This is a genomic window from Cypionkella sp., assembly GCF_030652235.1.
In the GTDB taxonomy this organism is placed as follows: Bacteria; Pseudomonadota; Alphaproteobacteria; order Rhodobacterales; family Rhodobacteraceae; genus Cypionkella.
Window position 1 is genome coordinate 58,691 of record NZ_JAUSBA010000035.1, and the last position, 22,032, is coordinate 80,722.

Genomic DNA, 22,032 nt, shown 5'->3' on the forward strand with positions numbered 1-22,032 from the left:
GCATGTCCTATCGTCAAACGCTATGGATGTTATCGTGACATAATATTGTTACGATAGCAGGCATGAGTCTAGTCTTCTTCTTACTGAAACTTGTGCAGTATGGAAGGAAGTGCTTTGCAGTATAGCCAAGCCATCAAAAACCTCTTTGGCAGTCGCGCTGAACGTGGCCCGCTGTTCTCGTTCTGGACGCACTTTCCCTATGATGATCTGGATGCCGAGCGGCTGGCGCAGGCCACGATTGCGCTGCAGCGCGACTTCGACCTTGATCTGGTCAAGACCGCGCCGAACGGCATGTATGCGGTCGAGGATTTTGGTCTGGAGATTGATTTCTCGGAGGTTCGGCGCGGCGGGGTCTCGCGCATCGTCTCCACGCCGTTCCAGAGCATCGCGGACTGGGGTTCTTTGGCCGACGTGGACATCACCAAGGGGGCGTTTGCGCGTGAGATCGACTCGTTGCGGATGGTGCGCCGGGCGCTGCCGCACACTCCGATCATTTTTACGATTTTCAGCCCGATGACGATTGCCGCCAAGCTGAGCCAGGGCCGCATCCACGGACAGATCGCCGAGGGTGGTGATCGTGCCGTGATCCATCAGGTGCTGGGGCGTCTGACTGCTCTGATGCAGGCCTATGGTAAGGCGGCGGTTGACGCGGGGGCCGACGGCTTGTTTTTCGCGCATCAAGATACCAGCCGTGGTCTGCTGTCGCACGATCACTTCAGCGAGTTCGTAGCCCCCTATGATATCGAAGTGCTCGCGGCGGTTTCTGCGGCCCGCTTCAATGTCTTGCATATTCACGGCGACCGCATCCGGTTTCGTGAGTTACAGGATTATCCGGTGCACGCGATGAGCTGGCACAGCTGGGAGACTTTGCCCAGCATGTATGGTGGCGCGCTAACATCTGGGAAAGCTGTGGTGGGCGGGGTCGACCGCCGCTCGATCACGGCGAATGATATTCCTGCCATGCGGCGGCAGATCCAAACCGCGTTGCAGGCGATGGAAAGCGTTGGCGACCTGATTGTCACGCCAAGCTGCACGGTCCGCGCCGGGTTCGACCCAGCCACCATCCACGCCATGCGGGAGATCGTGCGCGGCCAAACCCCTTCGGAAACATGCCAAACTGAGAAAATCAGGCAGGTCGTCCAATAAAACAATAAATCAACAGGAAGGAAAAGGAATGCTCGAACTCAAAAATCTCAAGCTGTCATATGGGACTTCGCAAATCCTCAACGGCGTGAACTTCTCGGTGAAGCGCGGGGATGTCGTCTCGATCATCGGCCCCAGCGGGACCGGCAAGACAACCTTGCTGAAGTGCATCAACTATCTGGTGAAGCCGACCTCTGGCACCATCGATTTCGACCAGATCCGCATGGACTATGCCCGCCCCGACAAGGCGACGATCCAGGCGATCCGGCTGCGCACCGCGATGGTTTTCCAACAGTTCAACGTCTTCAAGAACATGACCGTGCTGCAGAACGTCATGGACCCATTGGTTGTGGTGCAGCGCAAATCGCAAGACGAGGCTCGCGAGATCGCGCTGATGGAGTTGGATCGCGTCGGCCTTTCGGCGAAGAAAGATCAATATCCTGCCCAGCTTTCGGGTGGACAACTCCAGCGCACCGGCATCGCGCGCGCTTTGGCGGTTCGCCCCGATGTTATGCTGTTTGACGAACCGACCTCATCGCTGGATCCCGAACTGGTTGGCGAGGTTCTGAAGGTGATCAAGGACGTGACCTCGTCGGGCATCACCTCAATCCTTGTGACCCACGAGATGCAGTTCGCAAAGAACATCTCAAACCGGATCGTCTTTATGGACGCTGGCGTGGTCGCGGCTGAAGGCAGCCCGTCCGAGATGTTTGATGCGCCCGCAAACCCCCGCCTTGCCCAATTTCTCAGCACCGAACTTGAAACCCAATAGGAAAGGACACTCCCATGCTCACGCTCAAATCCCTGCATCAGACCCGCCTCGGCTTCGCTTTCGCCGCAGGTCTTGCCGCCGCCATGACCTCGGGCAGCGCTTATGCGCAAAGCACCGATGGCGCGGTCCGCACCATCCACATCGCGACGGCGGCGGAATCGCGGCCATTGTCGTGGGGCGCGCTTGGGGTCGAACCGCAAGGCTATGAACCCGATGTGTTGAAAGCGATCAACGCCAAACTGCCGCAATACAAGTTCGAGATGGAAGGGGCCGCCGACATCGCGCAGGAAACCGGCCTTGTCACCGGCAAGTATGACATGGTGACCGGCGGGTATTACAAATCCGATGCCCGCGCCGAGCAGTTCTATATCCCGACCACCCCGCTGGGCGTCAGCACGATGCGGATCTATTCGCTTAAGGGCAGCGGCATCAATGAAATGAAAGACCTTGTCGGCAAGCGGATCGTGCCCGTCACCGCTGGCGGCGGCGTGTTCCGCTTCGTTACCAAATGGCAGGAAGAAAACCCCGATTTCGTGCTGGATGTTGCGACCTCAAGCGCGGGTATTCCCTTCCCGAACCGTATGCAGGAAGTCAACAACGGCAAAAGCGATGCGCTGATCTTGCCGTCGAACCTTGGCCAGAAAGAAGTCATCGAGAACCAGAAGCTTGATCTGGTGGCTTCCGAGCCGGTGGCCTCGAACAACACCTATATCTTGATCGGCAAGTCGGAAGAGAATGCGGTGCTTCTTGCAGATGTGGATCGTGTGCTGGCAGAGTTGAAGGCCGATGGCACGCTGGACCAGATTTCGCAAAAATGGTTCGGCGAAGATGTTGCCCGCTATATGAAATAACCGGGTCAGCACCGTGCATCATCCGAACCCGAAATCTGCCAAAAGGAGTGTTTTGAGATGAATGTCTCAACAATGATTCCAGAACTGCTTGAGGCACTGCCACTGACGCTTGCGATCATGTTTGTGGCCCTTGCTGCTGGCTTTTGTCTGGCCTTGCTTACCACGACATTCCGGGTTCGCAGGGTGCTGTTGATCAGCACCCTCGCCGACCTCTATGTCTCTTATGCTCGCAGCGTGCCCGTCGTGCTGCAACTGTTCATCGCGTTCTACGGCCTTCCCGTTCTGGTCGGCGCGTTTGGCATCGAAGACTTTTTATCGGCCAATCTGGCGGCGATGGTGGGTCTTAGCCTGTATCACGGCGGCTATCTTTCCGAGGTGATGCGGCCTGCTTATCTGGCGGTTGATCGCGGACAACATGACGCCGCTGACAGCCTAGGCTACACGTTCCAGCAAAAGATTGCCCGAGTGGTCGGACCGCAAGCCGTGCATATCGCCTTGCCCGGCTATGGCAATTCCATCATCTACCTGATCCACAACGTCGCCCTGATCATGTATATCGGGGCCGCTGACGTGATGGCCACTGCCCACCTGATCATGGCGCGCGATTTCAACCAGTATCAGTTCGAAACCTATCTGCTGCTGGCGGTTTTCTATTCGTTGCTGTGCTTGATTGCCTGGATGATCATCCGCTTCTTCGAGAACCGCGCGTCGATCTACACCTTGTCCAACAAGCCGGCCAAATTCAGCTTGACGGCAAGCGTCTGAGCAATGGGGAAAGCACATGTTTAACTTCGGCATACTACTCCCGGATCTCTTGAGCATCCTGACCGTGGTGCCAAGAACCATCGCCATGGCGGTCACGATCTTCGTGTTCGCAACCATCCTAGGCAGCGTCTTCACGCTGATCGAGCACCGGCGGATCCCGGTTCTGCGCGAACTGGTCATTGCCTATAAAGTGTTCTTCAAGGGCGTCCCGATGGTGATCGCGATCTTCCTTGCCTATTTCGGCTTGCCCCCGGCATTCGAGTTCATTGCTTCCTTGGTCGGGCTCGAAATCAACGGCTATGCTACGCCAAGCTGGGTTCTATTGATCATCGCGCTTGTCGGTTGCCTTGCCGCTTTTCAGGCCGAGGTGATCAAAGGCGCACTGAACTCGTTCGACACCGGGCAGGCAGATGCGGCACATTCGCTGGGCTACACAAATATCCAGATGTCACGCCGCATCCTGTTGCCGCAGATCGTGGTTGCGGCAATCCCAGACCTTGCAACCTCGCTGATGGTGACGATGAAAGCTCTGTCCTTGGGGTTTGCGATTTCGGTGGTGGATATCTTCGCCCAAGCCCAGCTGACGGCGGCGCTGAACTATTACTACTTGGAAGCCTTCGTGGTGGCGGTGGTCGTCTACATGACGATTTCCTACACGATCACTCGAGGGGCCGATATGCTGGAGCGTTCGCTGCGGGTCTGGTGATACCGGGATTGCCGCCCTTCCGCAGGGCGGCCAAGTGAACAAGATCGCGGGGGCCGCAATGCCCCCGCGCAACATCTTTACCGAAAGAACGCGCGCATGACACCCATCTCCACCCAGACGGCCCCCGCCGCCATTGGCCCCTATTCTCAAGCCATCGCCATCAACGGCCTGCTTTTCGTGTCGGGACAACTGCCGATCGACCCGGAAACCGGAGCCTTCCCGTCAGAAGACCCGGTGGACCAGATGCGGCAATGCCTGAAGAACATCGCGGCGATTGCGGTGGCCGCAGGCACCGATCTGCGCCACACCGTCAAGACCACGATCCTTGTTCGCGATCTGTCTCGCTTTGCCGAGATCAACGCAGCCTATGCCGAGGCGTTTACTGCCCCCTATCCGGCGCGCGCTACATTCGAGGTATCGGGCCTGCCCAAAGGCGCGCAGATCGAAGTTGACGCCGTGATCGCCCTTGCAGGAGCCTGAGATGATGTCCGACCACTGCTTCACCGAAATTCTGCCCTCGGGCGCAGACCCGGCGCGCGACTGGGGCCGCCATGCGATTGAGCTGCTGTTGGCCGATGCCCGCCGCTCGGCCGATACCCATATGATCAAGCCAGTTTTCAAAGGCTTGCCGGGGATCTCGATCTATTTCAAAGATGAAAGCACCCATCCCACCGGCAGCCTCAAACACCGGCTTGCGCGGTCATTATTCCTCTATGGCATCTGCAATGGCCGCATCAGGCCCGACACCACGCTGATCGAGGCCTCGTCCGGCTCTACCGCGGTTTCAGAAGCCTATTTTGCGCATCTGCTGGGGATGAAGTTCATTGCGGTCATGCCGCGCTCGACCAGCCACCCGAAGGTTGCGGCGATCCGGCAATTTGGCGGGGAATGTCATTTCGTCGATCACGCGGGCGAGGTTTACGCGGTGGCCGAACAACTGGCGCGCGAGACCGGCGGGCATTACCTTGATCAGTTCACCAATGCCGAACGCGCAACCGATTGGCGCGGCAACAACAACATCGCGCAAAGCATCTTTGAACAGATGCAGGCCGAAGCTGAGCCGGTGCCGGACTGGGTGGTGATGAGCGCGGGCACCGGCGGCACATCGGCCACCATCGGTCGCTATATTCGCTACCGCAATCTCGACACCCGGCTCTGCGTGGTGGATGTCGAAGGTTCGGCGTTCTACGAAGCATGGCGCAGCGGCGATGCAAGCGTCACGGCCTCGGGCAGCCGGATCGAGGGCATTGGCCGACCGCGAGTCGAGCCATCCTTCATCCCCGGCGTGATTGATCACATGATCCGCGTGCCGGATGCCGCCTCTTTCGCAGCTGCCCGCGTGCTGTCGGAACGGTTGTTCCGCAGGGTCGGCGGCTCGACGGGAACCAATTTCTATGGCGTGCTCGCCATCGCAGCTCAGATGCAGCGCGAGGGGCGGACCGGGGCTTTGGTCACACTGATTTGCGACAGCGGCGAACGCTACGCCGCCACCTGTTTCAACGACGATTGGTTGGCGCAGCAGAAACTCGACATCGCGCCGTGGCGCGCGCGTATAGAGGATTTCCTAGATAACGGCCGCAGTCTGACTGCGTAGGGCGGAACCGACTTCGCCCAGATTAATCTTTGGCACGGGTATTCTGACGCTGGAAGTTGTCAGAACCATTATCGCGGCGATCAATGATGAAGAAGATGTCTAGAACCGCGCGGCCCCCAACCAAAGAAATTTCGAAGCCTGTTCGCCATAGTCGCTCAAGTTCCCTTTTGGATCGACTTAGCAAAATGGCGCGACGGGGGGCGTCACGCCAAACGGCCGCTGTTTCTGAATCATGCGCTTACGCTACCGCGCGGTCCACTGGCCGCTCTCCGCCCCTTGCGTCGCGCCGGTCGCCGTAGTCGAAGTAGGCCCATTGCGGACTGTCGAATCTATCTAAAGCCTTTTGGGAAAGTCGTTGAAGCAGCAACTGGGATCGACTGCCAGTTCCGCCAAAATGGCTCACTAACTAGGGATGAGCTAGCTTCCAAATAGACCAGAGTTCGCAACCTTCAGAAAGTCATGACTAAAAGTGAAATCCCAGCGACTGCGCCTTCGATCGCGCCATTTGGAATGATCGAAGGCGAAGGGCGACTTAATTTGTGGTGGATCCCTCTGTCACACTGCCGTTAGAGCCAATTTTGCAGGGGCGAATATCCTGGCTGGTGCCAAATCTCGAGGGGCGTGTAAATGCTCACGCTCCCAATATTGCCCCCGCACTAAGACTGAGACGCCGCAGACTATCGTTTTCAGCACCGGTGGTTTACTTGTTAGATGCTAGGTAGGCCGCGATGTCATCGCCACCCTTCGGTAGCTTGAAGGTCATCTTGGCCACGGCCTTTTCATCACCGCTTTGCTCTTTCAACCAAGCGGTCGGGTCAGTGACATAGGCAGCCACTGCGGCCTCATCCCAGACAAGGCTCTTGGCAGCGACGGCTTGCATCGCGTCCCCATATTTGAAATCCGGATCGCTTCCGACAACGCGCCCGATGATGCCGAACAAGTTCGGTCCAGTCTTGCCGCCCTTTTGTAGAGCTGTTCCGTCCGGGGCGATAATCGAGTGGCAGGCCTTGCAACGTTTGAAGATATCTTCGCCCTTCGCCGTATCGCCCTCTGCAAAAACAGGAGCGGCAAGCATCAATAGGCTGAGTGTCATGATCGTGGTTTTCATCATAGTCTCCGTTTGGTTTGATTGGTTGGATGCAGATGTGATGGTAGGATTAAACAAGCGCCTCAATCCGGGCGTCTTGGAAGTTGGCAAGTGATGCCTGGATCGCAACCCTGTCGGGCATAAGACAGGCGGCGGTGGAAAGCGCATCTGCAAGGGCTGCAGAAGCGGCGCTGATAGAAACAGAACTCCATATTGCGATAGAAGGTATTCCGTCGAGCGGACTAAGGATATGCCCCACGGTCCCATCTCGATCAAAGAAGGTCCCCAATGGCGATGAGGTCGCCAACGCGCGCGATACCAGGCTGACCTCGCCGCCGGTGGTCAGCTTGACAGGCCAACCCGCAGCGCCTGGCATTTGGCCAAGGGCGCGAAACTCTCCGGTATTAATCAGAATATCGGTCAGGCCCTCTGCGGCCAACAAGTCCGCGACTTTGTCTGCGATGAAGCCCTGCGCCACGCCGTTGAGGGTCAATGCCATTCCGGCGGGGAGGATGACAGTATCGCTGTCATAGGCGATACGCGAAAAGTCGATCAGAGGTAACGTTGCTGCAATCTGTTCCTGCGCAGGAGCATGCCCTGCATCAAAGCTTGTGGCATAAAGCTGCCAAAGTGGTTGGATTGTTGGATCAAACAACCCCTGTGTTGCGGTATGAACGCGACCACATTGCGCCAAGCATTCCAAAAGCTCGAATGGCGGGGCTTGCAGCCTGCTTGTGAGGTTCAATTGCGAGAGGGTTGAGTCGGTTCGATAGAGGCTGAAAACACTTTCCAACCGATCAATTTCGGCCACGGCACGAGAAATGATGACATCAGCATCCGGGTGCTGCAGATAAATAGCCGCCTCCGCTCCTAAGGCCGTGCCATGCCATTGAGTTATTTCCACTGCGCGGGCGCGCGCAGGCAGCGGAAAGGCGGCAGCGGCAGATAAGGTCAAAAAGCGGCGGCGGTTCATTTTGGGCATTTCAGTCTCCGGAGGTGTTGGAAAGCGCGTGCAGGCGGGCGGCAAAGTCGGTGTCGGCAGGAGTGGAACTGCTTGCGATTGAGGTTTCGGGTATCTGCGCGAGAGACATGACGTACCCGCCGTTCCGTGCGGCGAAGGCTTGGGCTTTCACCAAGTCACTGAACGGCACGAACTCGGGGGCATCCATGCCGCCCTTGGAGGAAGAGCCGACCACGAACATCGCCGTATCTGCTGCGATCCAGTTGGTCTCACCCGGATTGGCCCAACTGGTTGCTGCCCCCATGTCGCTGACATAGGTGGCCGTAACCGTGTCGGCCTGTTCAGGCATTTGCAGATAGGCCACCGCGTCGCTGACCTGACTGAAGAACAAAGGGGCGCCCGGATAATTGGCAAGGTGGATTTGCGCCTTGGGTCCTGGGTGTTCCAAAATGTTCATCTGACAGAAATAGCCAGTGGATTCAGCGTTCATCGCCACGGGCGATGGCATTGTTGTTTCGTCCTTGCAGGCGGTCAGCAGAAGAAGGCAAAACATCAGACGCTTCATGGTGTCACCTTGCGAAAAGCTGCGATTGCGATGGCAAAGGCTGCGATTGGCCACAATAGGATGGACGTTAGGGAGGCCCAAACCGGGATAGTGTTTGCAGCCCCCGATACCCCTGCCGCAGCCGACGTGGCTTGCGATGCCGCAAGGTTGTATAGTCTGAATGCGTCGGCCGGATTTGCCAGCAACGCCGCAGGAAAGACCTTGGTTGTAAAGTATCCACCGTTGTCGGCGATAATGGCGGCCAGCAAGCCAAGGTCATACAGAACGATCAACCCAAGCCAAAGGCCAATTGCCAGACCTGCTGCCCCTGATGACCTGCGCGCCAACGCTGAAATCGCATAGCCGATCCCTAAAAAGGTTGCTCCGAGCAATACCGATGACCACATCAGACGCCAGAGCGACGACAGACCCGCGACGGCATCCGCGTCGACTGCCAGGGCGGCGACCGCAGCAATCCCGTAACCGATAGCCACTGCTAACGTCAAAATCGCCAGATGCGCCAGAAGTTTGCCAAGCAATAGTTCGGGTCGCGACGCCGGATAGGTCAGCAGCAGTGGTAAAGTTCCACGTTCCACTTCGCCAGCGATAGCGTCAAAGGACATCAACAGCGCGACCAGTGGCACCAGATAGACCGCAAGGCTGGTCAGACTGGCGACCACGACCGACAAACGGTCCGCGCCAATGGTTCCGACGGCAGACGACCCTGCGGCAGATAGCACCAGCGCAAACAGCGCCATCATCGCGATGGACATGGCAACCCAGCGGTTGCGTAGAGCGATCCGGAACTCGGTCTCGGCTGTGGCCGTGATGCGCGTCATTGCCCGGCCCTCTTGCTGAATCGGCCATAGATGTCTTCCAGAGTGGGCGGCTGCACATCAATGTCGGCGATCCTTTCACCGAGGTCCGAAATCCGTGCCAGAAGCCTCAGCTTTTGGTCTTGTTGGCAGGAAAGCGTCAGAGTGCCACCCGAAGCAATTGCTTCTGGCAAAGCCAGCACGACCTCGGCCATCGCTCCCTGCCGCGGAGATACGTGAAATGTGATTGGAAGCGCCGCCATGCGTCGCAGGTCCGCCAGACTACCTTCGGCCACCAGATGACCGCCTGACAGGATCAAAATGCGATCGGTCCGGGCCTCAACTTCGGTCAGCGCGTGGGATGAAAGGAGGATCGAGGCACCATCGGCCGCCAATCCATCCAGCAGTTCGTAAAAGTCACGGCGCGACACAGGGTCAAGGCCGCTTGTCGGTTCATCCAAGACCAAAAGGCGGGGTTTGCCGATCAGGGTTTGCGCCAACCCGACCCGCTGACGCATGCCTTTGGAATAGGTGCCGATCCGGCGAGTGGCTGCTTGACCAAGGCCAACACGCTGCAAAAGATCCATCGCAAGCGAAGGGCTTTCTCCACGCAAGGACAGGTAATGGCGGATTTGCTCCAGCCCGGTCAACGCCGGGTGGAAGGCGGCATTTTCGGGCAGATAAGCCACATGGCGACGTGCCTCAGCCGTGCCTGGTGCTGCACCTGCCACTTGCAAGTCGCCAGAATCAAAGGGGATCAAGCCCAGAATAATCTTCATCATCGTCGATTTGCCCGCACCATTGTGTCCAAGCAAAGCCACCCGTTCGCCGGGGGCAACGGTCACAGAAACCTCGGAGAGCGCACGCTGCGCCCCGTAAGTTTTAGTCAGACATTGAAGGGACAGTGTCGGTGTCATGAGTTAAGTCTTTCAGCCAGCGATCGCCCACAAGGGCCTCCATCGCGGCAATATTGGCGGGAATATCAAAAGTCGGCGCAGTCATCAGAGGGTGGCTGTCAACAACCCCTCCGGGCAGCGTTGCGGGAAAAGAAGACTGACTCCAGCGGATCAGTTGCACCGCAGGCGAGCCGATCAAGAGCGAAGCCGCAGGCTGCGACCACAGGATGCTGTCCATTAGGTCATTGGGGCGAAACGGGTTGTCGGCAATTCCATCGCCATTCAAATCAAACAGCGCGTGATCCGACCAAAAATTGCCCCGGCCTTCAAAACTCCATTCGATATGCCGGGAACCCACATATTTCACCTGATTACGGTTTCCGACAAATCCGTTGCCCGTAACGGCATTGCCTTCGGAGCCTGCAGTAAAGTGGATTCCGATGCCACAGCCTTCAAACCGATTGCCGACAAAGAGATTTTTGTTGGCATTGTAGAGGAAGGTGCATTTTGCAGCTCCCCGCACCAGATTTTCCGAGAAGTCTGAGCGATTGGACGCATTTATCATCAAGCCATGATCGCGGTCGCGAAGCGAGAAATTGTTGACGATCTTGACCCGGTCAGAGGACATGATCGCATAGCCAAGGTGGTTGCCAATTGAGATATTGCCCGACACCTCAGAGTCCGTAGTGTACATGTAGTGAACAGCAAAGCGCAGATCGCGAAACAGGTTGTCGCGGTAGATGTCATCGCTGGAGGCGTTCGAAAAGATGCCATCGCGGCCATAACGGATGTCGTTGCGTTCGACGATCAGGCCGGGGGCCCGCCAGACGTAGATGCCGTTGCCACGTTCGTTCATCCGGAGGAGTTGCAGGCCCTCGATGACATTGTCCCGAACCACGCAGTCCACACAGCCATGAACGTCAATGCCGTGCATGTTGTCAGTGAAGTGGTTGTCCTCGACGATATTGCGATCAGCGCCTTTCACGATCTTGACGCCTGAATCGATATCCTGATTCTTGCGACCGGAATGGGTGATCTGTAACCCTTTCAAGGTAATATCATCACCGGTCAATGTCACAACCGAACCTAGGCCTTGGCCGTCAAGAATGGCCCCTGGCTCGCCTGCTATGGTCATGGGGCGATCAATCACAAACGGGCCGGGGTAAATGCCAGCTGAGAGCAGCAGCGCATCGCCGGATTTTGCTCCGGCGATGGCAGTTTGCAGAGCGCCTGCCCCCGGTGCCACATGCACCTCATCCGCCAGCGCAGGAAGCGCCAGCAGAATAAGAATAAGGCTCAGGGACAGGCGCATGGATCAGGCCTTCTTCGGCTCAACGAACATCCGCCCGCGCATTTCCATGTGCAAAGCATGGCAGAACCACTGGCAATAGTACCAGTAGACGCCCGCGTTGGCGGCCACAAAGGTCACCGAAGACGTTGCCTGCGGCCCGATTTCCATCGCCACGCCATGGTTGCCCATGGTGAAGCCGTGGGTAAGGTCGTCGATGTCGTCAAGGTTCGTGATGATCACTGTAACTTCATCGCCCTCGGTAACGGTGAAGCTTTCGATCGCAAAGGCCGGCGCTTGACTGGACATATAGACCCGCACCTTGTTGCCGTCGCGGATTACGGTGTCCATATAGTCGTCGATGTCGACACCATCGGCTTCGGCCTGTTTGCGGGTTTCGGCCCACATTGGGTCTTTGCGGTTCCAGACCGACAGCGGATTGACGCGCGACGCCAGCACAGAAATCGCGTCATGCGGCTCTGCAAAGTTTGGACCATCGTGCAACAGCACCATTTTGTCGCCTGAAATGTCGATCAGCTGATCATTTTCGGGCTTAAGCGGGCCAACGTTTAGGAAGCGATCTTTGGAGAATTTGCAGAGGCAAACCATATATCGGCCATCGGCCTCTAGGGTTTCGCCCATGGTGGTCTTCAAATGACCCGGCTGATATTGCACATCGATCTTGTCCTTGATCGGATTTACAGATGCCCCGCCATAGGCTGCGATGGCGTCTTCGATGTTCCACTTCACCACTTGGCTGTCTAGGAACAGCGTGGTGTAGGCGTTCCCCCGACCATCAAAAGCAGTGTGCAGCGGACCGAGGCCGAGTTCGGGTTCGGCAACCACGACAGAACGCGGATCGATATCCGATGTGAACAAAGCGTCCATCTTGGTCACATCGAACACTGTTACTGTTGGCGACAGTTTGCCGTTGATGCAGAGATGCTTCTTGTCCGGCGCCATGTTGCAGCCATGCGGATTGTTGGCGACTGGGATGTAACGGGTGTAGTTTTTATTTGAGCCTTTGCGCCCGTCGATGATCTTACAGCCATTGAGCTCTTGGTAATCCCCAGCGGCGATGCCTTTTTCGATTTCAGCAATATTAAAAACGACAACGTGGTCCATTTCGGCTTCGGTCATATCGGCAAGGTTGGTGCCCATTTCCGAGTTATAGCTGGTCGAGAACGCCCATTTTCCCTCATAGTCGCTATCGGTGTTGTCCAGGTTGCCCGAAACCATCACCTGCCACGCCACACGCATTGTCGCGGTGTCAACTGCGGTAAAGATGTTGGTGTAGGTCGATACATCAGTCATCGTCGAGCCGTCGTTGATCAGAGGTGCCTCGTCTTCGCCGTTGCAGAACAGGTAGTCCGAGTGCGGCCACTTTTGCGGGCGCATGCCGTGAATGGCCTTGGCGTTCGGAATCTCGAGGATCTTGTCGCATTTCATCACGTCGCACCGCACACGGGCGACGCGGGTGTTGGCCTTATCGTTCATGAACAGATATTCACCATCGTATTTGCCCTCGGTGTAGGACATATGGACGTGATGCAAATCGCCGTTGTCATGTTGGGTTTTGCCATTGGCAGCAAGCTGCTTTTTCGTTTTTTCGGTCATTGTTTCTTGAATGATCCGACGGGATTCATTGGTCTGTCCCCAACCAGTTGCCGAGCAACGGTTGAACACTGGAACCCGCATCAATTCGCGCATCGAAGGCAAACCTAAGATACGCATCTCGCCAGTCTGACCGGAGGACCAAAACCCGTAGTATTCGTCAAGCTGGCCGGGCTCGATCTGCGCGTGAGTTGCCTGTGCTGCCGCTGAAGTTGCGGTGACGCTGGCCAATCCGGTTGCACCTGCTGCCACCATCGACAGTCGCGGCAACCCGACGGTGCCAAGCATGGCCGCCCCTGACGCGGTTGCGCCAAATAGGTCTCTACGGCTAATTCCTGTCTTTACGGTATCAGACATTTTTCGGTCCTTTCACATTTGGGTGGTTTATAAGTTCGGCGGGCATACGGATCGGCCCGTCAGGACTACCCACCGCCGCACGCCGTTTGACTTGGCGAATGACGACAGGGCATTTGGTTTTGCTTTGGTAAAGCACCTGACAATTCAAGCAGTTGACACATTCGTTCGGGTTGATCTCACCTGTCGGGTGGATCGCCTGAACCATGCATTCGTTGGCGCAGGTCTGGCACGGGGTGCCGCATTCCTTGTAGCGCTTGAGCCAGTCGAACATCCGCAGCCGCGCCGGAATCGCCAGTGCAGCGCCAAGTGGGCAGAGATAACGGCAGTAGAACCGTTCAACAAAAAGCCCGGCGACAAGCAGTGCAGCGACATAGGCCACAAAGGGCCAGGCACGTACGAACTTCAACACAATCGCCGTTTTGAAAGGCTCAATCTCGGCGTAGTGTTCCGCTTGCTCGATCGACATCAACGACACGCCAAACAAACCGAGGAAGATCATGTATTTCAGCGGCCAAAGGCGTTCGTGCAGGCCCCAAGGCAGGGTCCATTGCGGGATGTGCAGGGCGCGCGCGATCTTGTTGGTCAATTCTTGCAGGGCGCCAAAGGGACAAAGCCAGCCGCAATAGGCTCCACGCCCCCAAAACAGGAGCGCCGCCGCGACCGAGAACCACAGGATAAAGGTTAGCGGGTCCAGCAGAAACGCTTGCCAACTAAATCCACTGACAAGCGCCCCGAACAGCGCCATCAGATTGACCACGGAAAGCTGCGCATTGGCATACCAGCCCAGAAACACCAGTGTCACAGTCAGAAAGCCGATGCGGAACCAGAAGAACGCGCGGGCATTGCGGGTGGCGATGCTTTGAAAGAAGAACACCAGCGTCAGGACTGCCAGCATGGCGACCAAAACGGTGATTTCGACGGTCTTGTCGCGCCAGATTTTCTGCCACAGTGCCGTTTGCGCGGCGCTCTCGTCACCGGTGTCAGCGGATGTCGGCTCGTCCTCCGCCTCGGTGGCAAGACTGCGCAAATACTGCGACGGCAATTGGTAGGCCAGATCAAAGGTGGTGAAAACTTTCTCAATCGGGCCAACTGACCGCTGCACCAAAAGCTGAATGCGGAAAGGTTTGGTGGCATCGAAACCGCTTTCGGCCGGAATGCGGAACAGGTCTTTTTCGGTGAAATCTGGCGCACCGTTTGCCGTGATCGCGCCGAGACGTTTGTGGTCGCGGTCGTGGAACCGAACCGAAAGATCATCTTGCACCAAAACGATGCGATCAAAGATCCCGCCGCGAACATAGCCCGATCCCTTGAATGAAAACAGACCCTTGCCCGCAATCATTAGTGCCTGATCACCAGGCTTCAGCCATGTGGTCAGGTTGGCCCGGTCGTTTTCGCCTATCAATGCCTGACCGATTGCCGGAACCGAAACCAAGGCGGTCTGCATTTCAATGAAGATACTGTCAGGGGCGGCGGTTTCAGGCCGTGCGATGGCACGCGGGTCTCCCAGCGCGACAAATGCCTCGTTGATCTGGCCGACGTCCAAAGACAACCGCCGCAGCGTGCCGTCACCTTCCAACGTCCCCCAGTCAGTGGCGGCGTGGGCGTCCGGGTTGATTTCAACGGTAGGGCCAAGCATCACTTCTGGTGAAAGGCCGCCCAACCCCAAAGCACGGGCAACTTTCAGACCCGAGCGCAGGATCGAGTCATCAAGCACCATAACGGTGACCGTCGCGCCCGAGATAATGTTAAGATCATGCTTGCCGCCCGATTTCGCCTCGGCCACGAGATCCATACCAATATAGCCAGCCGCCAACGCCTTGACCTTGGCGTCAGGAATACCAATCAGCACAATCGGTTCAGAATGTTTCACCAGCTTTACGCCAGTGACAACGCCTGCCAAGTCGACCGCGACCATGGTGTGAATCGGCTTGCCGGAATATCCCGTCGTGCCTACGAAATCCGAGGTTATAAAGGCCCAGCCAATCTGCTGCTGATTTTTCAGGACCTGGACGACGGCCAAGTCGCTGCGTGTCTCGCCAAACGCGTCGGCCCCTTCAACCAGATCGGCAGCCTTCACCTCTGGCAAATACTTTGCCAGCACCGTTTCGGCATGAGTCGGCGCAACAAGCCCGCACAGCAGGCATAAAAACAGAGCAATTTCTTTCAGACGAAGGCTTAGACAGGACAACAACATGGATTACAAACCTTTCGGGGGCGCACGGGGCTGTTGAAGCCCTTCCAATGGGAGAAGGTCGAAACGCACGCGCAGGGACTGCGCTTCAATGGTGCGAGATTGTTCGTCTGATGCGGTGACAGCAGAACTTCCGAACGCAAGAGCCATCGCCAATCGCCAGTCAGGGCATTTCGCGCATTGGTCTTTGAGCTTGGACGGAACGGGCTCTCCATTCGCATTCAGCATGACAGTCTCGACTTGGCCATCGGCACAAATGACAAGTTCTGTTGTCGTCGCGGCTTCCAGCGCCATCGTCAGTCGTGCTGTAGCCACGTTGCCACCGGAAATGACCAAGGTCAGTCCAAGCGTCAAACAGATCAGAAGGTTGGTTAGTGTGCGGTCCATGGCTCCTATTTGCCAGATAGGAGTCAGCCCAGCCTTGATTTAGGTCAAATGAAATATCCTTTTAAGACTGTATCAACTGCGGCACATGGTCTCTGTCGGTTTCCAACCATTTCCAAAGCACGCAAGATGGAAGAAACTGTCGGGAAATTGTCACAATGGATCCCTCGGATGCACTTGACCAAATTCAGCGATTACGCCCTTCGGGTGCTGATGCTTGCTGCAGCTCATGAAGACCAACGCGTCACGATCGAGGAAACGGCGGCAACCTTTGGCATTTCGCACGGACATCTGAAGAAGGTTGTCATGGCAATGACGCGGGCAGGCTATCTGCACGGCATAAAGGGGCGCAACGGAGGCTATACCTTGGCGTGCAACCCGAAAGAGATCAACTTGGGTGAGGTCCTTCGGATCACCGAGACGGATTTCACCATGTTCGAGTGCGTTCAGGATGGGCAGCCCTGCCCAATCCTCGGCCCCTGTTGCCTGCCTTCTGTGGGGCGCAAAGCGGCGATGGCATTCCTAAACGTATTTGATCAGGTTAGTTTGGCGGATGTAGCAATTCCCAGTTCTGCATTTTCTTTCATCAATACCTCCAGAGGTTGAAATATTGAGGACGTGCTCGGTCGGCAAGCATAACAATTAGCGGGCTGTTGAAGCTTCAATCCTCCAGTCCAGCGTTCGGGGAATCGACGCAAAAAACCGCTTTGCTCGAACACCGTCAAGCGGGCTCAAGCAAAGCAGATATCCAAAATTTGCCTGTTGCCCAGGCGAACCCATTTCAGGGCACCGGCCCGTTACAATCGTTGGGCACTGAACAGCGCCGCAGGGCAGTTTGCCTATAACAGTCGTTGACGATGTTGATGAATGCCCTCTCTGCCGCGCATCTCACCGAATGGCGGCGCTTGCGTCCTTTGCTATTGGGTTTGATCGAGCGGCTTTGACAGCGGCACAGCCTCCGTTTTATCGGCATCGGGATGCGGCAACTGTGCGGGCTTGTCGGTCGCGGAAAGGATTCTAGCGGCAGCGCCTTCAAGATCGTCATACTGATCGTGGCGAAGCGCCCAAAAAAAGGCGCCAAGACCGGTCAGGCCAAGCGCAATCGAGACAGGGATAAGAAAGAAATAGCTCATGCTTCGCGCTCCGCTGGCGGGCGCAGCGCGACCCAGGCGTGCCAAGTGCCGTGACCGAGCAGCGGAAAAATCACAATCAACCCCAAAAGCCCCGTCAGAACGGACACGGCAAAACCCAGAGCAACGATCGCCCCCCAAGGTAAAACCACGCGAAGATTTTGGACGGTTATCGCAAAGGAGCTGCCAAGCGCTGTCAGCGCATCGACACGGCGTTCCAGCAACATCGGAAATGAAAACAGGCTTATTGCCATGGCAAAGGCCGCGAAAAGCCCACCGATGGCCGAACCGGTCAGGATCAGCGTCCAACCGCGCGGCGTGGTCAAAAGCTGCGCCGGAAGCTGATCGAAGCCAGGAAAAGGCAGAAGTCCAAAGAACAAAGCGTAAAGCAAATCCGCCGCGCGCAGCCAAAGCATGACCAGCAAGCAGGACAAAAGCCCCGCAAACACCAACTGCCCGCCAGAGGCAGGACGTACCAGCAGCATTTGCCGCAAACTTGCACGCGATGGTGTTTTCAGCCTCCGGCTTTTCTCATAAAGCCCGATGGCAAGCAGCGGGCCAATCACCAGAAACCCCGACAAGGCCGGAAAAATTAACAACGGCAGCCCGGCCCAGATCATCCCCAGCACCACCAGCGCTGACAAAACAAAGACCGCCAAGCCATAAAGCAGGCTATGCGCAGGGTCACGGCACAGGTCGGACCACCCCGCCGCAAGCCAGCCCAGTGCGGCCCGCTGAGGAAGATTACGGGCAAAACGCGCCGAGATGCGAAGCCTCGGCTCCAGCGCGGGAAGCGGTTCAAGCATGGCGTGCCTCCTTCAGCATTCGGGTTTTGCGGCGGGATGCTCGGTGGTCTCGGGCACGCAGCCGGGGTGCGAGCGGAAGGCAAGATCGATCAACTGCCAGTTCGCGCCGATTACCAAAGCCAGACAGGCCGCGATTCCAAGACCCACCCACAAACGGGTTTGCGAGATCATTGCGCATCTCCCGACCCTTTCGAAAGACCCTCGACATAAAGCGCAAGCATGCGGATGTCGGCATCAGAAAGCCGGTTCTGCCATGCTGGCATGACGCCCCGACGGCCGTTCAGCAGGGTCTGACGGATCGTTGCCGCATCGCCACCATAGAGCCAGTCCGCATCCGTCAGATTTTGCCCGCCGGTGCCTTCGACGCCCTTGGCATCCTCGCCGTGGCAACCGACGCAATTGGCTTGAAACAGAACTGCACCTTCAGAGCTATCTCCAGCGATGACACCGTTTTGCAGCGTCATCACATAGTCGGTTAGGGTGGTGATCTCGGGTCGCGTCAATATACCATCGCGGCCAAAGGCGGGCATTTGGGCGAAATGGGTGTCGGGATCGGGGCTGTTGATACCGTGGCGCAGAGTGGTCTCGATCTCTTCTGCCGTGCCGCCCCAAAGCCAGATGTGGTCAGACAGGCGAGGAAAGCCTGGTCCACCTCGACCGCCCTCCTGATGGCAGGCCTGACAATTCTGCCCAAACAGCGCTGCCGCGGTTTCCTTCGCCCGCGCCATCAGGTCAGGAGTGGCGCGCAGGCTGTCATAGTCTTCGGTCGCAAGCGCCGACATCCAATCCGCCCGTGCCGCATCCGCGCTTGCGATATCAGCGGCAACGGCGGTTTTCTGATCAACGCCGACCAGCCCTTTGGTGTGGCTGTCGATCAGTGGCCAGCTCGGCAGCAGAACCCAGCTGATCACCGCATAGATATGGGTCACGGCCAGAAACCACAGCACGATGTGCGGGATTGGCGAGTTCAGCTCTTTGATGCCGTTCCAGTCATGGCCGGTGGTGGCATACCCCGAAACCGGATCGCGCTCGCTCACGGACATGGGCTGTCCTCCGTGGTCAGGATCGACTGCGCCGCCCGATCCGCCCGCGCCTTTTGCGACGGGCGATAGGTGTGGATCACGATCAGGATAAAAAATCCCAGCAGGTAAAACAGCCCGAAGGTCTTGGAGAGAAACAGCGCAAGATCATGGCTCATGGCGTGGTTTCCGTTGTGTAGGGGGCTTGGGTCAACTGACCCAGCACTTGCAGATAGGCCACCACGGCATCCATCTCGGTCAGTTCATCTGCCCCCGAAAACCGCCGCAGGGTTGTGGCTTCGCCATAACGCTCGACAACCCCCGCCGCCGCCTCGCTGTCCGGACGGGCCTGTGCCATGGCATCGCGCGGTGCATTGGCGATCATCGCATCAGTATAGGGCACACCAAGCGTTCGCAGTGTCGCCAGATGGGCTCCAAGGTCGTCCACTTCAAGGGAGGTCGTTGCAAGCCAAGGATAGGCGGGCATGATCGAGGTTGGCACCACCGCGCGCGGGTTGGTCAGATGCGTCACATGCCAGTCGTCAGAATATTTGCCGCCCAGCCGGGCAATATCCGGCCCGGTGCGCTTGGATCCCCAAAGCATCGGGTGGTCGTACTGGCTTTCCGCGGCCAGCGAATAGGGCCCATAGCGTTCGACCTCGTCGCGCAGGGTGCGGATCATCTGGCTGTGGCAGGCATAGCAGCCTTCGCGGATATAGATGTTACGCCCGGCCAGCTCGAGTGGCGTGTATACCCGCATGTCGGGCAAGGTTTCCACCGTCTCGTCAATGGTGAACAAGGGCGCGATTTCCACCAACCCGCCGACGCTTGCTGCAAGGATAATCGCGACGACAAAGCCGACCGAGTGCTTTTCAAGGTTGTAATGCGCTTTGAACAAGGACATCGCTTTACTCCGCCACTTGGGGGACAAGCGGGCGATCACCCGCCGCATCTTGCGCGCCGCGAATGGTCAGCCAGATATTGACTGCGCCCACACAAATGCCCGCCAGAAACAGCGCGCCGCCCAGAAAACGCGCGATGTAATAGGGGCGCATCGCCTCCATGCTCTCGATGAAGGAATAGTTCAGCGTGCCTGCGGCATTATAGGTGCGCCACATCAGCCCCTGCGTAATCCCCGCATTCCAGAGCGAAAACACATAAGTCAGCAGCCCCGCCAGCGCGAGCCAGAAGTGCCATTCGATTAGCTTTGGCGAATACATCGCCGCGCGGCCCCAGATCTGCGGGATCACCGAATAGAAGGCACCAAAGGTCACCATGGCGAGCCAGCCCAAAGCGCCGGAATGCACATGGCCGACGGTCCAGTCGGTATAATGCGACAGAGCATTGACCGGGCGGATGGCAAGGAATGAACCCTCAAAGGTCGAAAGCCCGTAAAACACCGCTGCCACAAACATGAAACGCAGCGTCGCGTCATCGCGCACCCGATGCCAGGCCCCGTTCAGCGTCGCGAGAGCATTGCCCGCCGAGGCCCAGCTTGGCACCAGCAGCATGATCGAAAATGTCATGCCAAGGTTCTGCACCCAGGTGGGCAACGCGGTGTAATGCAGATGGTGCGACCCGACCCAGAGGTAAAAGAAAGTGATGCCCCAAAAGCTGATGATCGAGAGCCGGTAGGAAAAGATCGGCCGCTGCGCCCGTACCGGCAGGTAGTAATACAGCATCCCCAAAAAGCCCGAGGTCATAAAGAAGGCCACCGCATTGTGGCCATACCACCATTGCACCATCGCATCCTGCACCCCCGAAAACACCGGATAGCTTTTGGCACCGGCAAAGCTGACGGGCAGGGCAAGCCCATTGACGATGTGCAGCATCGCCACGACGACGATAAAGGCGAGGTAATACCAGTTGGCGACATAGATATGCGGCTCCGCCCGCCGTTTCAGGGTGCGCAGATACAGCACAAGATAGACCAGCCAGACCATCACCAGCCAGAGATCGGCATACCATTCCGGCTCGGCATATTCCTTGGATTGGGTGACGCCCATCAGATAGCCGCTGACCGCCCAGAGCAGAAACAGGTTATATCCGATCAAAACCACCCATGGAGAAAGCTGATCTGCCAGCCGGGCGCGACTGGTGCGCTGCATGACATGGAAAGAGGTGGCAATCAGCGCGTTGCCGCCAAAGGCAAAGATCACGCCCGTGGTGTGAACCGGGCGCAGACGGCCATAGCTTGACCAGGCCTCGCCAAAGGTGGCGTCTGGCCAGACCATCAGCCCTGCGACCCAGAGACCAATGCCCATGGCAAAAACGCCCCAGAGCATTGCCAGCACGATGCCGACCTTGATCGGATCATCGTAATACTGCTGCAACCTTGCGGCATCCGGCGCCGGCTCCTCCAGCGTGCCACCAATTGCAAAAAACAAGCCACCCCCAAGCGCCAAGGCCATGAAGCCATGCACAGCCATAGGATCCTGTTTGCCCAAGGCCGCCATCACCAACCCGAGCAGGGCGAGACAGACTGTAAGAATGAGACCGATGCGGCGTTCGCCGAGCGTAAGACACGTAATCATTACAGTCTCCTTCGTCTAAAATAGGTTTAACATAGAAACATGTTTCTTGCAGCTTAAGTCGCTCTCAGTCTTGGTTTTTTGACCGGTCAGGCAGGGACCGGTGTGGCAGGTTGGGGCATCTGTGATATGGGCAGGGCAATATCCGCCAGAGTGGATCGGTCCAGATCGGCCAAAAACGCAGCTTCGGCAGAACGCAACCGCGCCTTAAGCCGGCAACGTCCAGTGATGTTGCAGCTGTTTTCTCTGGTGGCGAAGCATTCGACCAGCGGTTGCCCGGCTTCCAACAGTCGTACCACGTCACCAAGGCTGATGGATTCCGGCGATGGGGCCAGCGTTGCACCACCACCGCTGCCGCGCCGAGTGGTCACGAAGCCGCCCTCGGCCAGTCTTTGCATTATTTTTGTCAGATGGTTGCGCGACAGGGCAAACTCATCTGCCAGTTCTGCGGTCGAAAAGGCGCGGTGCGGATCCGAGGCCATTCGCATCAGCGCCCGTAAGCCGAAATCGGTGAAAGAGGTCAGGCGCATCTTGGCTCCACGTAATAAGTATTTACAATACCACTTATCAGGCTTTAT

Annotated in this window: 25 protein-coding genes; 8 read left to right on the forward strand and 17 right to left on the reverse strand. The window is 57.4% G+C overall.

What is annotated here, in order from left to right; translation table 11 throughout:
* Window positions 1-114 precede the first annotated feature (114 nt).
* From Q7V03_RS12625 to Q7V03_RS12655, 7 genes are all read left to right on the forward strand, one after another.
* Entirely contained in the window at window positions 115-1,146 is a 1,032-nt protein-coding gene (locus Q7V03_RS12625) for a uroporphyrinogen decarboxylase family protein (protein ID WP_304925947.1), read from the forward strand.
* Window positions 1,147-1,174: 28 nt separating this feature from the next.
* A complete protein-coding gene (locus Q7V03_RS12630; RefSeq protein WP_304925948.1) occupies window positions 1,175-1,915 on the forward strand; it encodes an amino acid ABC transporter ATP-binding protein in 741 nt (246 codons plus the stop codon).
* 14 nt (window positions 1,916-1,929) lie between these two features.
* Window positions 1,930-2,766 carry a transporter substrate-binding domain-containing protein gene (locus Q7V03_RS12635; protein WP_304925949.1) on the forward strand — a complete coding sequence of 279 codons (837 nt, stop codon included), beginning with the start codon at window positions 1,930-1,932 and terminating at the stop codon, window positions 2,764-2,766.
* Between the two features lie 57 nt (window positions 2,767-2,823).
* On the forward strand, window positions 2,824-3,531 hold the full coding sequence (locus tag Q7V03_RS12640) for an amino acid ABC transporter permease (RefSeq protein ID WP_304925950.1): 708 nt from the start codon (window positions 2,824-2,826) through the stop codon (window positions 3,529-3,531).
* Between the two features lie 16 nt (window positions 3,532-3,547).
* Window positions 3,548-4,237, forward strand: a complete 690-nt coding sequence (locus Q7V03_RS12645) for an amino acid ABC transporter permease (RefSeq protein ID WP_304925951.1) — start codon at window positions 3,548-3,550, stop codon at window positions 4,235-4,237.
* 96 nt (window positions 4,238-4,333) lie between these two features.
* The gene (locus tag Q7V03_RS12650; RefSeq protein ID WP_304925952.1) at window positions 4,334-4,717 is read left to right on the forward strand and encodes a Rid family detoxifying hydrolase; all 384 of its coding nucleotides are present in this window, start codon (window positions 4,334-4,336) and stop codon (window positions 4,715-4,717) included.
* A gap of 1 nt (window position 4,718) precedes the next feature.
* On the forward strand, window positions 4,719-5,831 hold the full coding sequence (locus Q7V03_RS12655) for a PLP-dependent cysteine synthase family protein (protein ID WP_304925953.1): 1,113 nt from the start codon (window positions 4,719-4,721) through the stop codon (window positions 5,829-5,831).
* A gap of 700 nt (window positions 5,832-6,531) precedes the next feature.
* Here the strand turns inward: Q7V03_RS12655 and Q7V03_RS12660 are convergent.
* Genes Q7V03_RS12660 through Q7V03_RS12700 form a run of 9 tightly spaced genes read right to left on the reverse strand, consistent with a single transcriptional unit; the run spans window position 6,532 to window position 15,971 of the window.
* Window positions 6,532-6,939 carry a cytochrome c family protein gene (locus Q7V03_RS12660; protein WP_304925954.1) on the reverse strand — a complete coding sequence of 136 codons (408 nt, stop codon included), beginning with the start codon at window positions 6,937-6,939 and terminating at the stop codon, window positions 6,532-6,534.
* Window positions 6,940-6,988: 49 nt separating this feature from the next.
* Window positions 6,989-7,900, reverse strand: a complete 912-nt coding sequence (locus tag Q7V03_RS12665) for an FAD:protein FMN transferase (RefSeq protein WP_304925955.1) — start codon at window positions 7,898-7,900, stop codon at window positions 6,989-6,991.
* 1 nt (window position 7,901) lies between these two features.
* Window positions 7,902-8,444 (reverse strand): nitrous oxide reductase accessory protein NosL, encoded by a 543-nt coding sequence (locus Q7V03_RS12670; RefSeq protein ID WP_304925956.1) that lies wholly within the window; start codon window positions 8,442-8,444, stop codon window positions 7,902-7,904.
* Window positions 8,441-9,262 (reverse strand): ABC transporter permease, encoded by an 822-nt coding sequence (locus Q7V03_RS12675; protein WP_304925957.1) that lies wholly within the window; start codon window positions 9,260-9,262, stop codon window positions 8,441-8,443. Before Q7V03_RS12675 ends, Q7V03_RS12670 begins: the two co-directional genes overlap by 4 nt.
* A complete protein-coding gene (locus Q7V03_RS12680) occupies window positions 9,259-10,155 on the reverse strand; it encodes an ABC transporter ATP-binding protein (protein WP_304925958.1) in 897 nt (298 codons plus the stop codon). Before Q7V03_RS12680 ends, Q7V03_RS12675 begins: the two co-directional genes overlap by 4 nt.
* Window positions 10,121-11,446 carry a nitrous oxide reductase family maturation protein NosD gene (locus tag Q7V03_RS12685; RefSeq protein ID WP_304925959.1) on the reverse strand — a complete coding sequence of 442 codons (1,326 nt, stop codon included), beginning with the start codon at window positions 11,444-11,446 and terminating at the stop codon, window positions 10,121-10,123. Before Q7V03_RS12685 ends, Q7V03_RS12680 begins: the two co-directional genes overlap by 35 nt.
* A 3-nt stretch (window positions 11,447-11,449) precedes the next feature.
* Window positions 11,450-13,393 (reverse strand): TAT-dependent nitrous-oxide reductase, encoded by a 1,944-nt coding sequence (gene nosZ / locus Q7V03_RS12690; protein WP_304925960.1) that lies wholly within the window; start codon window positions 13,391-13,393, stop codon window positions 11,450-11,452.
* Window positions 13,386-15,587: a NosR/NirI family protein gene (locus Q7V03_RS12695; RefSeq protein WP_304925961.1), complete on the reverse strand. Its 2,202-nt coding sequence runs from the start codon at window positions 15,585-15,587 to the stop codon at window positions 13,386-13,388. Before Q7V03_RS12695 ends, nosZ begins: the two co-directional genes overlap by 8 nt.
* 3 nt (window positions 15,588-15,590) lie before the next feature.
* Window positions 15,591-15,971 (reverse strand): hypothetical protein, encoded by a 381-nt coding sequence (locus tag Q7V03_RS12700; protein ID WP_304925962.1) that lies wholly within the window; start codon window positions 15,969-15,971, stop codon window positions 15,591-15,593.
* 48 nt (window positions 15,972-16,019) lie between these two features.
* Here Q7V03_RS12700 and Q7V03_RS12705 point away from each other — a divergent pair, with 48 nt between their 5' ends.
* Window positions 16,020-16,574, forward strand: a complete 555-nt coding sequence (locus Q7V03_RS12705) for an Rrf2 family transcriptional regulator (protein WP_304925963.1) — start codon at window positions 16,020-16,022, stop codon at window positions 16,572-16,574.
* A 311-nt stretch (window positions 16,575-16,885) separates the two neighbouring features.
* Here Q7V03_RS12705 and ccoS read toward each other — a convergent pair whose 3' ends face one another.
* The 8 genes from ccoS to Q7V03_RS12745 form a co-directional block, all read right to left on the reverse strand.
* The gene (gene ccoS / locus Q7V03_RS12710) at window positions 16,886-17,101 is read right to left on the reverse strand and encodes a cbb3-type cytochrome oxidase assembly protein CcoS (RefSeq protein ID WP_304925964.1); all 216 of its coding nucleotides are present in this window, start codon (window positions 17,099-17,101) and stop codon (window positions 16,886-16,888) included.
* Window positions 17,098-17,904, reverse strand: coding sequence for a DUF2189 domain-containing protein (locus Q7V03_RS12715; protein WP_304925965.1), 807 nt, complete (start codon window positions 17,902-17,904; stop codon window positions 17,098-17,100). The genes ccoS and Q7V03_RS12715 overlap by 4 nt, the downstream gene beginning before the upstream one ends.
* A 12-nt stretch (window positions 17,905-17,916) precedes the next feature.
* Entirely contained in the window at window positions 17,917-18,075 is a 159-nt protein-coding gene (locus tag Q7V03_RS12720; protein ID WP_304925966.1) for a hypothetical protein, read from the reverse strand.
* Window positions 18,072-18,947, reverse strand: coding sequence for a cytochrome-c oxidase, cbb3-type subunit III (ccoP, locus tag Q7V03_RS12725; protein ID WP_304925967.1), 876 nt, complete (start codon window positions 18,945-18,947; stop codon window positions 18,072-18,074). The genes Q7V03_RS12720 and ccoP overlap by 4 nt, the downstream gene beginning before the upstream one ends.
* Window positions 18,938-19,102 carry a cbb3-type cytochrome c oxidase subunit 3 gene (locus Q7V03_RS12730; protein ID WP_304925968.1) on the reverse strand — a complete coding sequence of 55 codons (165 nt, stop codon included), beginning with the start codon at window positions 19,100-19,102 and terminating at the stop codon, window positions 18,938-18,940. The genes ccoP and Q7V03_RS12730 overlap by 10 nt, the downstream gene beginning before the upstream one ends.
* On the reverse strand, window positions 19,099-19,827 hold the full coding sequence (gene ccoO, locus Q7V03_RS12735; RefSeq protein ID WP_304925969.1) for a cytochrome-c oxidase, cbb3-type subunit II: 729 nt from the start codon (window positions 19,825-19,827) through the stop codon (window positions 19,099-19,101). Before ccoO ends, Q7V03_RS12730 begins: the two co-directional genes overlap by 4 nt.
* Before the next feature lie 4 nt (window positions 19,828-19,831).
* Window positions 19,832-21,457, reverse strand: coding sequence for a cytochrome-c oxidase, cbb3-type subunit I (ccoN, locus tag Q7V03_RS12740; RefSeq protein ID WP_304925970.1), 1,626 nt, complete (start codon window positions 21,455-21,457; stop codon window positions 19,832-19,834).
* A gap of 86 nt (window positions 21,458-21,543) precedes the next feature.
* A complete protein-coding gene (locus Q7V03_RS12745) occupies window positions 21,544-21,984 on the reverse strand; it encodes an Rrf2 family transcriptional regulator (protein ID WP_304925979.1) in 441 nt (146 codons plus the stop codon).
* Window positions 21,985-22,032: the final 48 nt, after the last annotated feature.

What these genes read in the sequence shown, in the direction of transcription:
- Q7V03_RS12630 (WP_304925948.1), top strand. Translation starts at nt 1,175, where the DNA reads ATGCTCGAACTCAAAAATCTCAAGCTGTCATATGGGACTTCGCAAATC.
- Q7V03_RS12635 (WP_304925949.1), top strand. Translation starts at nt 1,930, where the DNA reads ATGCTCACGCTCAAATCCCTGCATCAGACCCGCCTCGGCTTCGCTTTC.
- Q7V03_RS12640 (WP_304925950.1), top strand. Translation starts at nt 2,824, where the DNA reads ATGAATGTCTCAACAATGATTCCAGAACTGCTTGAGGCACTGCCACTG.
- Q7V03_RS12645 (WP_304925951.1), top strand. Translation starts at nt 3,548, where the DNA reads ATGTTTAACTTCGGCATACTACTCCCGGATCTCTTGAGCATCCTGACC.
- Q7V03_RS12650 (WP_304925952.1), top strand. Translation starts at nt 4,334, where the DNA reads ATGACACCCATCTCCACCCAGACGGCCCCCGCCGCCATTGGCCCCTAT.
- Q7V03_RS12655 (WP_304925953.1), top strand. Translation starts at nt 4,719, where the DNA reads ATGATGTCCGACCACTGCTTCACCGAAATTCTGCCCTCGGGCGCAGAC.
- Q7V03_RS12660 (WP_304925954.1), bottom strand. Translation starts at nt 6,939, where the DNA reads ATGAAAACCACGATCATGACACTCAGCCTATTGATGCTTGCCGCTCCT.
- Q7V03_RS12665 (WP_304925955.1), bottom strand. Translation starts at nt 7,900, where the DNA reads ATGCCCAAAATGAACCGCCGCCGCTTTTTGACCTTATCTGCCGCTGCC.
- Q7V03_RS12670 (WP_304925956.1), bottom strand. Translation starts at nt 8,444, where the DNA reads ATGAAGCGTCTGATGTTTTGCCTTCTTCTGCTGACCGCCTGCAAGGAC.
- Q7V03_RS12675 (WP_304925957.1), bottom strand. Translation starts at nt 9,262, where the DNA reads ATGACGCGCATCACGGCCACAGCCGAGACCGAGTTCCGGATCGCTCTA.
- Q7V03_RS12680 (WP_304925958.1), bottom strand. Translation starts at nt 10,155, where the DNA reads ATGACACCGACACTGTCCCTTCAATGTCTGACTAAAACTTACGGGGCG.
- Q7V03_RS12685 (WP_304925959.1), bottom strand. Translation starts at nt 11,446, where the DNA reads ATGCGCCTGTCCCTGAGCCTTATTCTTATTCTGCTGGCGCTTCCTGCG.
- nosZ (WP_304925960.1), bottom strand. Translation starts at nt 13,393, where the DNA reads ATGTCTGATACCGTAAAGACAGGAATTAGCCGTAGAGACCTATTTGGC.
- Q7V03_RS12695 (WP_304925961.1), bottom strand. Translation starts at nt 15,587, where the DNA reads ATGTTGTTGTCCTGTCTAAGCCTTCGTCTGAAAGAAATTGCTCTGTTT.
- Q7V03_RS12700 (WP_304925962.1), bottom strand. Translation starts at nt 15,971, where the DNA reads ATGGACCGCACACTAACCAACCTTCTGATCTGTTTGACGCTTGGACTG.
- Q7V03_RS12705 (WP_304925963.1), top strand. Translation starts at nt 16,020, where the DNA reads ATGAAATATCCTTTTAAGACTGTATCAACTGCGGCACATGGTCTCTGT.
- ccoS (WP_304925964.1), bottom strand. Translation starts at nt 17,101, where the DNA reads ATGAGCTATTTCTTTCTTATCCCTGTCTCGATTGCGCTTGGCCTGACC.
- Q7V03_RS12715 (WP_304925965.1), bottom strand. Translation starts at nt 17,904, where the DNA reads ATGCTTGAACCGCTTCCCGCGCTGGAGCCGAGGCTTCGCATCTCGGCG.
- Q7V03_RS12720 (WP_304925966.1), bottom strand. Translation starts at nt 18,075, where the DNA reads ATGATCTCGCAAACCCGTTTGTGGGTGGGTCTTGGAATCGCGGCCTGT.
- ccoP (WP_304925967.1), bottom strand. Translation starts at nt 18,947, where the DNA reads ATGTCCGTGAGCGAGCGCGATCCGGTTTCGGGGTATGCCACCACCGGC.
- Q7V03_RS12730 (WP_304925968.1), bottom strand. Translation starts at nt 19,102, where the DNA reads ATGAGCCATGATCTTGCGCTGTTTCTCTCCAAGACCTTCGGGCTGTTT.
- ccoO (WP_304925969.1), bottom strand. Translation starts at nt 19,827, where the DNA reads ATGTCCTTGTTCAAAGCGCATTACAACCTTGAAAAGCACTCGGTCGGC.
- ccoN (WP_304925970.1), bottom strand. Translation starts at nt 21,457, where the DNA reads ATGATTACGTGTCTTACGCTCGGCGAACGCCGCATCGGTCTCATTCTT.
- Q7V03_RS12745 (WP_304925979.1), bottom strand. Translation starts at nt 21,984, where the DNA reads ATGCGCCTGACCTCTTTCACCGATTTCGGCTTACGGGCGCTGATGCGA.